We start from the raw sequence: 15049 nt of genomic DNA on the forward strand, positions 1-15049 counted from the left end.
TTGAGGTCAATCTAACAACCGGACGGTCTGCAGGAGCTGATGGTGTAGATACCCTTACCAATATCGAAGCGGTTCGAGGAAGTGCTTACGACGATAAGCTTGTTGGTGGTCTCGGTAACAACGTGCTTGACGGTGGTGCCGGTTTTGACTTGGTCCAGCTATGGCTCGAGAACCACAAGAAAGGGGCCATGATCAAGCTTGGCGCGGGAACAGTTGTTGTAGATCAAACAACAACAGGTATTGATACGCTCATTAGTATTGAGTCGTTGGTGGGAACAGATTATTCGGATGTATATTCAGCCGAAACTTTTGGTTTGCAGGCTGGCAATGGAAATTACGGATCATCAGGTCTGAGTAATAGCTTTCACGCTTTGCGGGGAAATGACACAATTATTGGTAATGGTGCGACCACGCTATTTTTGGGTATTCCGTCGGGCAACACCTTTGGTGGGGTGCAGGTTGATCTCAGCCAAGGCTGGGCCAAGAGTATTTATCTTGGTAAAAAGACCATTCAGGGGGGCGTCAGTGCTGTTGAGGGTACTAGTTACGCTGATGTGATTAAGCTGGGTGACAAAGCCAACGACTGGGTTGAAATGTATAGAGGAACGTTGGGCAGCGACACGATCGATGGTGGCAGTGGTTACGATCGAGTTGAGTACACGTCAGGTACGCTCACGTTGACTGGGTTGAATATTGACCTTGGTGCTGGACGGGTGACAGGTAAGTCGAACGGAGTTGACACGTTGAGAAATATTGAGGGAGTCTATGGTTCTCAATTGAACGATACGTTTGATGCGCGAGGCTACAGCCTGACATCTCTCAATGCAGCAAGTGAAACAAGGGGTTCTTTATTATCTCCGCTTGCCAACAATTTCCAAGGCGCTAATGGTAACGACACGATCTACGGTAATGGTCAAACCATTCTGCGGTTTGATGGAGCACGCGCTGCTGTTTATGCAAACTTGATTACTGGTCAATCTTATGGGTTGGATGGTACTCAAGCGGCAAACATTGGGGCGGATACGTTTTCTGGTGTCAACGGTTTTTTTGGTAGCGCTTATAGCGATAGCCTTGTAGGGGGAAATGCTTTAAATGATGCGCTAGAGGTGTTCCGAGGAGCCGGTGGGAATGACACGATAGATGGTGGAAGAGGTTGGGATATGGCCCGCTTCGATACCGGATCATGGATCATTCACGATGGTCAAGTAAAGTTTGCAGTGGATGCCTCAGGCAATAAGATTTCCTCTCAAGGAATGACTTTTAATATGGCCCAAGGTGTGGCGTCTGGCGGACTTGAAACGGATACCCTGAGAAGCGTCGAGGCGATTTGGGGCACGGTGAGTGACGACATCTATGATGCGAGTGGATTTGGCGCGACAAGCCTGAACGCGGGGTCGCTGGGCACGTTGAATCAGTTTGAGGGACATTTCGGAAACGACACTGTGATTGGAAATGGCAATACGAAACTGAGTTTCAGTCAAGCGTATGCCGGGGTGACCATCGACTTTACATTAGGTCAGTCCTACAGCAGTCAGTATCTGATTGACAATAAGGATCCAGGTTTAGTCGGAGTGGATACATTTTCGGGTGTCAATGCGGTCCAAGGCAGTCAGTATGACGATGTCTTTTACGGCTCAAGTCTGAACGAGGACTTTTCTGGTGGTAGGGGAGATGAATTGATCTCAGCTGGTGCTGGAAATGACACGCTCAATGGTGGGCATGGTAGCGATACGCTACAAGGCGGCCTTGGTAATGATGTCTTTGATTACAACTCGATTGAAGATTCGAAGTCAGACCTTGGGATAGAACTGATCATTGGGATGGATCTTATTTTAGATTTTGTGTCTAAATCCGACCTTGTTGACCTAAGTGGGATTGATGCCAATACAAACGTATCCGGAGATCAGGCCTTCACCTTTAACAACACTACGGCTAAAGCCAATTCAGTTTGGTATGAAAGTTTAGATATGGATGGTGATAGCGATAGTGACATCGTAGTAGTTTATGGTGACGTCAACGGTGACACCACGGCTGACTTCCAGATAGGTTTGATGGAATTGAATTCAATGACGAATGCGGATTTTATTTTGTGAACCTGCTGTTATGTTTTGCCACTGCTTTGCTGCTCGTGCTGCAGTCGCCTTCGTTCGCTCAAAATATGCACGAGGCTGTGCTGATTGCTTTACAACAATATCCCAGCATCTTGGCAGCGCAAGCGAACGAACGAGGAGCCATCGCTGACATCACCCGAGCTCAGGGCGCGCATTGGCCGCAAGTCTCTTGGTCAGGTACTTATAATTCCTACAACGCCCCCGGGATCCCCAATAACTGGATCCAGTCACCTACTGTCAGCATCAATCTTTGGACGGGCGGACGTATCGAGGCGGATGTCGAGCAGTCGCGAGCGCGGGCCGAATCAGGTCGTCAACAGGTCAACATCACCCGGGATCAAGTGGCTCTGACTGCCGTCCAAGGCTACCTCAATTGGGCTCGATCCCTGGAAATGCAACGCATCGCTTCGGAAAACCTAGCAGCTCACCGCAGGATCTATCAGTACATTAATACGATTGTTCAAGTCGACGTTGGTCGCCAAGTCGATCTCGAGCAAGCTAGAGGCCGGATGGACAATGCCATGTTAGCTTTAGAGCAGACTCAGGCTGCATTGGCCGATGCCAATGCCCGTCTGCAACGTATGCTGCTCGGACGCGTCCCTCCGCAACCTCAGGGCGTTGAGGCCATCCCTGGTCAGTTGCCCTCTAGTCTAGAAAATGCGCTCTCCTTCACAGGTGAGACTAATCCTGTGATTGCACAGCAAATCGCTCAGATCCATGCCGCACGTGCCAACCTCGCCAGCGCCCGCTCCCAGCATTCCCCTCAAGTGAATGCGACCTATGGCAAGCAAACGAATCAGGGGACGGCTCAGGGCGACTATGTGGCCCAACTGACTGTGACTGTGCCGATTTTTCAAGGGGGCACCACCTACGGCTCCATCCAAACAGCCCAAGCTAAGCTAGAGGCTGCCGAGCACACGCTCAAGGACACGCAACTCACCCTCAAGGAAAGCGTGCGCAGCTCCTGGTCCAATTGGAAATCCGCTGAAAACCGGATCAAAACTACCGTCGGTCAAGTACGAAGCGGCTCGGCGGTTCTTAATGGCTATTGGGAGCAATACCGTATCGGACGCCGTCAGGTGCTAGACCTCCTAAATGCTCAAAGCGATCTGTACAACTATCAAGTCAACCAAGTCGCCGCCAAATTCGACGCCCTGAATTTTCGTGCCACGATCCTCGCGAACCTTGGTCATCTCGCCAATAGCTACCAGGCAAACCAAGCCAAAGCGTCTCAATTGCCCACCTCTTCGGCAGTGCCCGTCACCGGCTCTTTAACAGGCGCAGCAACGGCCTCACCCAGGCCTTAAGCACATAAAGTATGACTGCAACTTCGAGCTCTACCGCGCGCGCTTCTGAGGCACACACCCCAAGCGCTGACACGCCCAAGGTCCACGACGGTGTTTTGCAGTGTCTCGTGACCCTCGCGCACGAATTCGACTTACCGGTTAACCGCGTGAGCGCGGCCCAGGGCTTTGTCGTCGATGATGACGGGCGTGTCAGCGTCGACGCCTATCCCGACCTGGCTCGCAAGCACGGCATGATTGCTGCCTGGTCGCAGGCTAAAGCCTCCACCTTGCCCAGTTACGTGTTGCCCGTCATCCTACCTTTGATCGATGGACGCGCTGCGATCCTGAGAAGCATTTCCGGTGGTGAGGCCACCGTCACTTTTTCGGATGCGACGGATGAGCAAAACAAAGAAACTATTGCGTTAGACAAGCTCGACGCCCTCGCCACCAATCAGATTCTCGTGGTTAAAGCCGGCGCCAAAAAAGGCGTTGATCCTCTCAGCCCTTTTAAGGGAGAAGCATTCAACTGGTTCTGGGGCACCCTCTGGCGGTTTCGCAAGTTTTACGTTGAGTCGATGTTAGCCACGATCTTGGCAAATATCCTCACGCTCGCGACCATTTTCTTTACGATGAACGTCTACAACCGCGTCGTCCCTACCTCGGCCTATGCCTCACTCTGGACCCTAGCCATCGGCACGTCTCTAGCGATTGTCTTTGAGTTTCTGATGCGCTGGCTTAAAGCCAGAATGGTCGATCTGGGGGGTAAAAAAGCCGATCTCGCGATCAACGCGACGCTCTTACGTGAAATCATGACCATCCGTTTGGAGCATCGCCCCAACTCGATCGGCGTGTTCGCGAGCTCCATGCGTGATTTTGACGCGCTGCGCGATTTCTTTTCTTCGGCCTCGCTGGTGCTGCTCGCGGACCTGCCCTTTATCTTTATGTTTCTCGGCATCATCTGGCTAATCGGAGGTCCGATCGTGATCGTGCCATTGATCGCCGTGCCAATCCTGATTCTGGTCGGGATCCTGTCTCAGCCTGCGCTGACCAAAGCCATCCGGCAAAATATGAAAGAAGCCGGCGACCGTCAAAGCGTCTTGGTCGAGTCCATCCTCAACCTCGAATCCCTCAAAGCCCACAATGAACAGCGCTACCTACAGCGCCGTTGGGAAATCGCTAATCTGGCAAGCGCCGAATCCTATAAGGCTACTCGCGCCGTGACCAATCTGATCACGGGCTTGACTGCCATGCTGCAACAGCTCACCACCGTGGGCGTGATCGTAGTCGGTGTGTATCTGATTCATAGCAACCAGCTGACACTAGGCGCACTAATCGCTTGTGTGATGTTGGCCAGCCGCGCCATCGCACCGCTTGGCAGCATCATGTCGCTCGCAGCCCGCTACCAGCAGGCGATTAACGCCCTCGAGATCCTCGAAGGCTTGATGAAGCGCCCCCGCGATCAAGACACCGAGATGCAGTACATCGTGCCAGATCACTTAAGCGGTGCTCTACAAGCCAAAGAGTTGGAGTTTGCCTACCCCTCCTCAACCAATCAGCCAGTATTGCGTCGTATCTCTCTGAACGTCAATGCCGGCGATCGTGTTGCCCTCGTGGGAACCGTAGGTAGTGGCAAAAGCACCCTCTTGCGACTGCTGTCCGGTCTCTACACTCCGCTCGGCGGCAGCGTGTTGATCGATGGCGTCGATATCCGCCAGATCGACCCTACTGCCTTCCGAGACAAAATTGGCTATGTCGGTCAAGACACTCAACTTTTCATGGGCACACTCCGGCAAAATCTGGTGCTCTCTAGCCACACCATCAGTGATCAAAAAATCCTCGATGTCCTCAAAAGTCTCGGACTCTACGAGCTTGTGGCTAGCAGCTCGCGCGGTCTGGACATGTTGCTGACCGAAGCCGGTGGTGGTCTGTCTGGTGGGCAGCGACAACTTTTGTCGATCGCTCGCATGATGTTACGCAACCCTGTCTACGTGTTTATGGACGAGCCCACCGCACATATGGACGCCCAAACCGAAGTCCGTGTGATCAAAGTCCTGCAAGAATGGTGCAAAGGTCGTACGGTTATTCTGTCTTCGCATCGCACCCAGTTACTCGCACTCGTCAATCGTGTTGTGATGATCGACCGAGGCGCAGTGTTTTTGGATACGGATCGTGATGACTTTTTAAAGAAAATGTCTAGCGGGCGCCCTACGGGCGGACCGAGTTCTGCGGGTACTGGCGGCTCAACAAGCACCACTCCTGGGCAGACCTCGCCTGCGACTCAGAGCCCAACAGGCATCCGGCGCACGACTCGCACGCCCACCCGCTATGACGTCAAGTGGGGGAAATAACATGAGCGACTTTGACTCTAAAACCGCCAAATACACCGTCGAAGACGACGAGCGTCGCGCCAGCCATTTGTTGATCATGGCGACCGGCCTGTTGTTAGTGGTAGGCCTGACTTGGGCTGCATTTTTTCATCTCGACGAAATCGTGACTGGCCAAGGTCGCGTCATCCCCTCAAGCCGCGAACAACTCATCCAGAGTCTGGATGCCGGTATCCTGAGTGAAATGCTCGTGCGAGAGGGCGAAGTCGTTGAAAAAGACCAAGTGCTCCTACGCATCGACGACTCCCGCTCTGGCCCGATCTTTCAAGAGGCTCGCGAGAAATGGTTGGCTCTGTCCGCCCAGGCCGCGCGCCTGAGGGCAGAAGCCTCCGACACCCCGATCGAGTTCAACGCAGAGGTCCTCGCAGTCCCTGCCATCGCTCAGCGCGAACGACAAGCCTATCAAGCTCGCAAACAAGCCCTCGACGACCAGCTCGCTGCGATGAAGCAGTCCCTCGCCACACTCGATCGTGAAATCGCACTCGTGAGTCCATTGGTCCAAAAGCGCGTGATTTCTGAAATCGATCTGTTACGCCTACAACGACAGCGTGCCGATATTGCCGGTGGCATGGCTGAGCGTCGCAACCGCTATCTGACCGATGCCAATAATGAGCTCGTACGCGTCGAGTCCGAGCTTGCACAAGCTCGGGAAAATGCCCGTGCGCGTGAGGATGCGTTTAAACGCACTTCGATCTATTCACCGATGCGCGGCATTGTCAAAAATATCCTAGTCAATACCGTGGGTGGTGTGATTCAGGCAGGTCAAAACATTATGGAAATCGTTCCTACGGACGAAGACACCCTTGTCGAGGCCTTTATTCGCCCTGCAGACGTTGCCTTTCTCAAGCTCGGTCAACCAGCCACCGTTAAACTCACAGCGTATGACTTCAACAAGTACGGTGGTATCGCTGGCGTTCTAGAATATCTGAGCGCCGACACCATGCGCGACGAAACCAAAGCCCGTCGCCCCGGTAGCCCACCCGTTGACCTCGAAGAGTCCTATTACAAAATCCAAGTGCGCATTACGGATGAGAACCTAATGCGCAAAGGCAAGAAAATAGAGCCGTCCCCGGGCATGACTGCTACCGTCGATATCCGCACAGGACAAAAAACTGTGCTCGAATATATCATCGGACCTTTACAAGTCGTTGGTGAAGCGTTGCGGGAACGGTAATGAGAGACAGGCGAATTGAGCTTTCGATTGAGCGACTAACCCACAGGCTTTAGATTCGCGATCGGAATTGCCATTCGTGTGGGCCGATGAAGTGGATTAATCGACACATCGCACGCGCCTCGCCGTCATCCATTTGTTAGAGATGCCCTCGCGTCATGCGATCAACAGGCTAAGAAATACTATTGAATGGCGAAGGGAAGATACACTTCAATATATGGTTGACCATCAGCCGTATGAATCGTGAGGGTATGACGTAAAGGCCAGTCGTTGTTTTTAAGCGCCTCAAGAAATCTGAGACGTGTGTTTGGGAAAGTTTCCCTATCTTTGGCGTGCAAGACAAAGGCTGCACCTTTATCTATAAATTCAGTGCGAATCCAACTAAGCTGATCATTAGATAACTTATCATTAAATGGTGGCCATAAATCAATCACTTTTAATCGGTTTTCAGAAAGCGCTTGCACATTGGTCGCAAGGCCCCAGTCTACTGTGACCACGACTTTGATATTCTGTTGGTCTTCAAGAGCAGAGGTTAATAAAACCGAGGCAGCAGGATCCCAGTGACGAGAGATGGTTGGATTGTTAAATCCACTCAGATATTCAATATCCAATCTGATAGAAGTGATTATTAAAGAAGTCATAAGTAGGAATACTGCTGGGAGAATCAGTGTTTTGAATCTTTCTTGTAGAGCCTCTATCGCTCCAGATAAGCCCACAGCAATAAAGATGAGCCATAAGGGGGCAAGGGTAGCAAAGTGATGTGGACCAGTCGCACTCTTAGTAAAAAATAACTGAAAGCAAATGAAAAAAATCACCAGCGCAAGAAACATCAGTGGTCGAATATTTAGTTTGCCACCTCGAAGGCCGATCACTAGGCCACACAACCCTACAAAAGTAATTAAGCCTAAGACAAATGCGTGTTGACTAAAACTGGGATGTTCGCCGTTTATGACAAACTTGTAAACACCCACTCCTTGGATGGTATCCTTCAAAAGGGATAGGAAGCTTGACGTGCGATTACCAAGGTCTAAGACACCAATTTCTTTGAATAAATTAATACTAAATGGATTGAAATAGGCGGCTAGAATAAAGAAAATGACTGATCCGAAACCAAACCAAAGCACGATCTTTCTGCGGTGAGTCTTGGTGCCAGGAAAAAAACGCTCGGGGTAAACAAACAGAGCCGAAGCAAAGACTGCAGTAACGATCCAGATAAAGTTCAACTTATCAAACACACCTAAGGCTGCGCATATCAGGCTAAATATTAAATATCGTTTGTCACCAGATTGAATCCAAGTTGTGAGCGATAAAAGTAATCCACCACGCAGCACCATCATTAAGGCAGTCGGTCCCCAATCCAATCTAGAATGAAAAATGACAGTGGGCTCGACTGAAGCCATCATCAAAAAGAGCGAAGCGGGCAAGACACCGAATTGCTGATGAATATATCGCCACGTTAAACCAAGTGCCAATGCCCCTAAAAGGATTGCAGGCAAGCGAATCGTGACAATATCAATGCCAAAGAGAGTGAAAATTGGAAAATACAACCATGACTTTAAAGCGCCTATATAAGGCATGAGCATGGTGGGTATGCCTGCAAACCGCTTGTAAACAAACAGGTCTGTGACTCCACCAGATGCAGCATTCACAAAAAGAGCTTCGTCGTAGTAAAGGCCTGGTGTCTGAATGTTGAAAGTACTGATAAATACAAAAATACCTAGGCAAAATAAAGTGAGTAAAAAACTTAAATAGCTTGAGATTTTTGAGCCATGCATTTTAGAGCCAGTAAAAATATTGTATGAATTTAAATCAGAACCGCACGATCGGTGTACAGCGTGAGTGGGTATGGGCTACGAGTGACGGTGATGTCGATTTCAGCCAGCGTATTTGCCAAGATGTTCCAGGCGGGCTCTGCTCCCCACACTTGTTCAGCAAAACTCAAACTATTATTGCTTAGGCTGTCCCAAAGATTTTCATCATGATAAAGGGTGGTGATTTGATCTGCAAATGCTTTGGGATCCTCTGCAATCAGTATATTGAGCCCTTGAGTGAGAGACATGCCCTCAGCGGCAATAGGTGTCGCGACTACAGGCAGACCAACCGCCATAGCACTTCCAATCTTTCCTTTGTAACCAGCACCGTAACGAAGAGGTGCGACAGAGAGACGGATGTTATTCAGAAAGGAAGTGAGGTCTGGAATATAGTCAGTAATAATGATGTCTACGCAGGCTAACTCCTTTATATCCAGTGATGGCTTGCTGCCAACGACATAAAATCTGACTCCAGGCAGAGATTGGCGAAGGAGCGGCATGATTTCTTGAGTAAAGAATTTGACTGCATCTACATTAGGCGGATGTTGATAATTACCGATAAACACAATATCTCTCCGCTCTAGTAATCCTTTTTTGGGTGATTGTGTCAATCTAGCGCATGGTAAAAGTCGGATTTTGTGGTGAGGGAGTTCTTCACTAAGGATTGAAATTTCGTACGTGCTGACAACCGTCGTCATATCAGCAAGTCGTATCAGCTGTAACTCCATCTCTTTCATTTGCTCGGCTTTACGTCTTGCATCCTCAGATTGTGTGAGTTCTGCCTCCCTTGACATGCGAAGGTAATGCAAGTCAACGGTGTGAAACAAGATCTTAGCTTCGGGACAGTATCTGCGTACTAAAGCTAGATTTCGCTCAAGAGTGACAGGCCGCGAGATGAAAACCAAATCGTAGCGCTGTCCAAACTCCTTTAGATGCTTCGAAACACTTGCAACATAAGGAGCATAGAGCATCTCAATACCAGCACGTTGTAATGCAGGTGTATAGCCGGGGACAAAAAGGTAATTATCCTCAGGAATGAAGGTGACCTGAAAGCCCATTTCCCGAAACAACATCATTTGGTTATAGGCATCGATTGAACCAGCATCTTGGTCAGGTGTCGGCGTGCAATGATCTAACATTAGTACGCGACGTTTCACAGTGCGATCTTTTGCCTGATCAACATCCTGTCCAGATACTTGATGAGACGCGAGTCGTTGTTTCCATCGTGTAAATAACTTTTCGGTATTGACGACTTGATATGCTTTTGTACCTTGAGTGGTATCTGTGCCAGAGGTGATACCTTCGAAGTGAATCACAGTGGATAGGGGTTGATAAATCACCCGATACCCTTTGGCGCGTATTTGCAGAGCTAAGTCGGCATCTTCGCAATAGGCCGGTAGGTAGTGCTCATCAAAACCTCCTAATTCCTTAAAAAGTGCAGTCTGCACCATAATTGAAGCACCAGAACAATAATCAACCTCGCGCGCATAGTTATAAATAGGTAGCGATGGATCTTGGTGACGACCAAAATTCCACGCGCTTCCGTCTTGCCAAATAATGCCGCCAGCCTCTTGTAAGCGACCATCTGGATAAACGAGTTTCGAACCGACAAGACCCGTTCCAGGAAGTTCGTAGAAAGTCCTCAATAAAGCATCTAACCAATCCGCAGTCACTTCAGTATCATTATTTAAAAAATAGAGATATTGGCCTTTTGCTACAGATGCTCCAGCATTACAGGAGCGGATGAAGCCTTGATTGTCTTCATTCTTTAATAAACGAATCCCCTTGATGAGGGATAAAAATTTAGTGGATTGATCAGGCGAACAATCATCAATAATAATAATTTCAAATGGAATATTAGGCAGATGGCGAGTAATGGATGCTAAGCAACGCAGGGTGTAATGAATTTGCCCGTAAACGGGGATAAGGATTGAAACGAGTGGTTGATCATATGTAGGAAATGATAAAAGACTTGCTATCTCACTGAGCTCTGTCGTGGCAAGATTGCTCGCAGGTTGGCTAACGTTTTTATGAGGGGCTGTAAAGTGGGTGATAGTGCTAGGATGACTATTTGATAACACCAATAGCTGAGGAAAAATTTTAGAAATAAAATTCCGATGTTTTGTTTTTGTTTGAATACTAATTGGGAGTGATTGGTAAATTTTTTTAGTTAGACTCAGCGCCTTTTTTATATACTTTTTTGTTTGTTGTAGAGGTGATGAAATCCAGCGCCTCAGTTCACGCAAAGGAAGGGTGATTAACCAAGAGTTGCTCGAAGAAATCCGACGTAATTTTTCTCGCTCATCTTTGAGCTCAGCTTTTAAGCCTAAGGCCCACTCGCCTCGGCGAACTGTCTCAGCGTTAAGCTCGGTAATTTGATCTTCTCGTTGTTTTAATTCAGTGTTGAGTTGATCTATTTCTTTCTTTAAACCTAGAGCCCATTCACCCCTTCGAAATGTCTCAGCGTTTAGCTCAGTGATTTGATCTTCTCGTTGTTTTAATTCAGTGTTGAGATGAGCAATATCATTCTTTAATCCTAAGGCCCACTCACCTCGACGAACTGTCTCAGCGTTAAGCTCAGTGATTTGATCTTGTTGTTGATCTACTAGTCTAAAGAGTGGGCGAATCTCGTTGATTTCTTCTTGCCATTTTTGAATTAAGACCGTCTCATTTTGGGTTACTAGGAAATCATTGGATTTCACTTTTTCTAAAAGGAATCGATAGATTTTTTTTACGATAACTGGAATATCGTTATTTTTTTCGAGATCTTCTAATTTAAAGTGCGTATGTCGCAAGCTCTGTTCTAAGAAATCTCTTTGGTATGACTCAAGCGCTTCTTGATCTATATTTGCTTCTAGTCGTCTTGCGACGCGAAGGATTTCATTTTGAGGATCTTCGACAAAACTATCATAGTCGACGATGATCTTAAGCAAGTCTTGGCTGTATATGAGTGCGGCCAGCATGTGCTCAGCCCATAAATAATATGATAAAACTGATTCAAATCTATCCCGGAGTTTGAGTGACTGTTGGACACTCATGGGATGGCGCAATACTAAAAGGTACCTTACGTCGAGATCGCAGAGACTAAATACACGAGACCAGAAAGGTAAGAGTTTGGCTGTTCTCGGATCTTTTAGACCAAAAAATTGATGCGTCGATACTTTTTTCCTCAAAAGTTGTATCGCTTTTTGTAAATAGCCACGGTTGCATAGAAAGTCTGCTTCAGATGATTGCAAGGGTTCCAAACTAAACCAAGTTCGCCCGCACGCTCGAAGTAGTTCTTCGTTAAGCGACGTAAAATCAATATCTTCGAAGAATCCTTTTTCATTCACACTTTGCATCGGTATCAATAGAGTGTCACCAAGTTCTACCCCCATTGTTGTCAAAGCGTGTGTGATGGCACTCGTGCCACTGCGATGCATGCCAAGCACAACAACCAATTTTTGGCATGGGTTGTTGTTGCTCATATTAGTACGTTCATTTTTTGATATTTGATAAGGCGATTTCAAGGAAGTTGTGCAACCCGAATTAAGGAATTGTGAAACACTTCGTACGGAGTTATAAAACCTAATCGGTTACATGGTCGGTGATTATGTGATCATGGATCATTTTAAACTCATCCGCAATGCCTATTGGCAATCGTCTTGAGGCTCTTTCCTATTTTCATACATGTATAAATCAGATCAAGATAGATCTACAGCTAAATTAGAAAAATGTGATGCTCAAAACACGCGTCTAGATGATTTCGGTCGCGTTGAAATTAAGAATAGTGACTTCTTATTTGAAGAGCTCGCCCTATTACTCGATGCGTTCCTTCATGCCAAAGAGTTAGAAAAGGCACAAAAGCTTGTAAGTAGTCTGAGCAGATCATTCAAAGATCATTGGCCGATTAAACTTCAAATCACCCGTCTTGAGATTGAGCATTGTAGGTTTGAGTTAGCCGCACAACTTTCCAAAGAATTGCTTGAGTCCTTGCCGGATGACACAAGTGCCAGCGGACTATACATTTTGTCATTAACGCGACTGGGCCGCTATCCAGAGCTCTTGGATTACATTGAACATGCGCCACCTTCTGCCCTTCAAGCGGAGTGGGCAATATCTTCTTTTGCTTTAGATTATAGATTTAGATCTGATGCAGACGAAGATCGAATGTTCGGTGCGATCAGAAAGATCGCTGACGCGATGGGAGATGCCGCGTTATTGTGGTCTGTGAAATTAAAAAGACTGGCAGGCTATATTGAAGATGCTCGAAAAGAACTGAGTAGCATGGGTCATCACTCAAATTTTGATTCGATACTAAAGACAGAGTATGAGTCTTGTCAGGCTATGCGTGCGCCAACTGCCAAAACAGGGTTGTTTCGAGGCTTCGCGCAGGCGCAAGCTCTACCTTTAGTTCAAGAACCTGTCTTTATCATTGTGCCTATATTCAATGCGTTTGAAGATGTCTGCGAATGCTTGGGAAGGCTTCATCGCTACACAGCATTTGAGCATATCGTTATCTTGATTGATGATGCCTCAACAGATCAACGCATTTCTCACCTCTGTGCTGAATTTGTTGCTAAACGCCCCTCTAGCAAATTTATCAAGCAATCAACAAATCAAGGTTTTGTTCATACTGTGAATCGTGGGTTGAAGGAAGCTTTAGGACATGTAGTGATTTTAAATACAGATGCTTTCGTGCCTGAAGGTTGGTTAGAGCGTCTGATTTCACCAATACTTGAGGATCCACGGGTGTCTTCGGTGACTCCGATGACGAACAATGGGGAAATCGCAAATGTCCCATTAATATGCAAACCCGAAAACCTACACCTAGGGGTTGCTGACAAGATTGATATCGTTGCGCGCCAATTTGATCCCATCAACACTCTGATAGAAATTCCAACAGGTGTTGGCTTTTGCATGGCGATGTCGAAGGAATGGATTAATAAGATACCTAGCTTCGATATTTCTTTTGGACGTGGCTATGGCGAAGAGGTTGATTGGTGTCAGCAAGCGATTCAACTGGGGGGTAAGCATATGCTCACGGGAGCGTTATTTGTTGAGCATCGAGGAGGCATGTCTTTTGGTGCGGATAAGGAAGTTTTAATCACCAACAACAACCAACTCATTCAACAGCGATACTCAGATTATGACTTTCGCGTACAACGATTTATTTCTGAGGATCCCGCGATTGGGCAACGCCTCGCACTCGGTTTGGTCATGATCGGTTTAGAGGGAGAGATCCCTGTTTTTTTTGCCCATCGTTTAGGTGGAGGTGCTGAGATTTGGTTACAGTCAGTCATCGTCTCTCGAATAAGGCGTCAGCAATCTTCAGTCGTCATACGCGAAGGTGATATCAATGGAACCTTGTGGTTAGAGTTGCATACCTCAAATGGTGTGACGCAAGGCAACATTCAACTCGATGAATTGAGTGAATATATAAAAATGCTGCCTATGAAAGAGATTGTATATTCTTGCTTGGTGGCCTCTAAGTCTCCTTTTAACTTAATCAATAGCTTAGTCAAGCATATGACAAGCCATGATCGCTTTCGTATTCAATTCCACGATTTTTTTCCGCTCTGTCCTTCATATAATTTAATGAGTGATCAGGATAGATACTGTGAACTCCCGATATCCTCAGTGTGTGAAGGGTGTTACCAAAACATAAAAGATAAAACGGGAAATTTATCTAAGACAATTAGTGAGTGGAGATCTAATTGGCTCTCTTTAATTGAGCGAGCATACAAAATCGAGGTGTTTTCAGAGTCAAGTAAAAAAATATTGCTACAAGTTTGGCCACAACTTCAACATAAAATCAATGTTAAACCACATCAATTAAATACTCCGTCTCGAAAAGTAAATTCAACAAAAAATTTAGTTCCTGTGATGGGTGTTCTAGGTTCAATCGTATACAGTAAAGGCGCACAGGTTTTACATGAAATCGCTCGCACGGCAGGTGACAGATTAAAAATAGTCATTATCGGTGAATTAGATTCGTCTTATTCACATGAAAAACTTAGTGAGCATGGTCGGTATTCACGAGATCAAATCAGTGATCTTGCCAAGGGGTATTCGATAGATTTTTGGTTTTTACCATCCATTTGGCCTGAGACTTTTTCTTATACCACTCATGAATGTATTGCAACTGAATTACCCGTCTTTGCCTTTGACATCGGAGCGCAAGGCGATACAGTCCGAAGTTACTCAAAAGGCATTGTTCTGCCGCCCTCTATTTCTACAACTGAGCTGATTGATAAACTTTGTAATTTCAAACATTTTGTACAGAAAGCCGACGCCGGTTGACATA

General features: G+C 47.2%; 7 protein-coding genes. 5 read left to right on the forward strand and 2 right to left on the reverse strand.

From position 1 onward, the window contains the following. The 4 genes from AC8GE9_RS15590 to AC8GE9_RS15605 form a co-directional block, all read left to right on the forward strand. A partial coding sequence (locus tag AC8GE9_RS15590) for a hypothetical protein (RefSeq protein ID WP_506678090.1) occupies window positions 1-2093 on the forward strand: 2093 nt, incomplete at its 5' end. Next, window positions 2090-3418 carry a TolC family protein gene (locus AC8GE9_RS15595; RefSeq protein ID WP_506678091.1) on the forward strand — a complete coding sequence of 443 codons (1329 nt, stop codon included), beginning with the start codon at window positions 2090-2092 and terminating at the stop codon, window positions 3416-3418. The genes AC8GE9_RS15590 and AC8GE9_RS15595, both read left to right, overlap by 4 nt. 11 nt (window positions 3419-3429) lie before the next feature. Further along, complete coding sequence (locus tag AC8GE9_RS15600) at window positions 3430-5745, forward strand: type I secretion system permease/ATPase (RefSeq protein WP_506678092.1); 2316 nt, start codon at window positions 3430-3432, stop codon at window positions 5743-5745. Between the two features lies 1 nt (window position 5746). Next, window positions 5747-6955, forward strand: coding sequence for an HlyD family type I secretion periplasmic adaptor subunit (locus AC8GE9_RS15605; RefSeq protein WP_506678093.1), 1209 nt, complete (start codon window positions 5747-5749; stop codon window positions 6953-6955). 179 nt (window positions 6956-7134) lie between these two features. Here the strand turns inward: AC8GE9_RS15605 and AC8GE9_RS15610 are convergent, their stop codons facing one another. Further along, window positions 7135-8535 carry a glycosyltransferase family 39 protein gene (locus AC8GE9_RS15610; protein ID WP_506678094.1) on the reverse strand — a complete coding sequence of 467 codons (1401 nt, stop codon included), beginning with the start codon at window positions 8533-8535 and terminating at the stop codon, window positions 7135-7137. 221 nt (window positions 8536-8756) lie between these two features. Beyond that, window positions 8757-12272 (reverse strand): glycosyltransferase, encoded by a 3516-nt coding sequence (locus AC8GE9_RS15615; RefSeq protein ID WP_506678095.1) that lies wholly within the window; start codon window positions 12270-12272, stop codon window positions 8757-8759. 160 nt (window positions 12273-12432) lie between these two features. Between AC8GE9_RS15615 and AC8GE9_RS15620 the strand changes: the two genes are divergently transcribed. Continuing rightward, window positions 12433-15045 carry a glycosyltransferase family 2 protein gene (locus AC8GE9_RS15620; RefSeq protein ID WP_506678096.1) on the forward strand — a complete coding sequence of 871 codons (2613 nt, stop codon included), beginning with the start codon at window positions 12433-12435 and terminating at the stop codon, window positions 15043-15045. Window positions 15046-15049 lie beyond the last annotated feature (4 nt).

This window comes from Zwartia lucis, assembly GCF_965234455.1.
Classification (GTDB): domain Bacteria; phylum Pseudomonadota; class Gammaproteobacteria; order Burkholderiales; family Burkholderiaceae_B; genus Zwartia; species Zwartia lucis.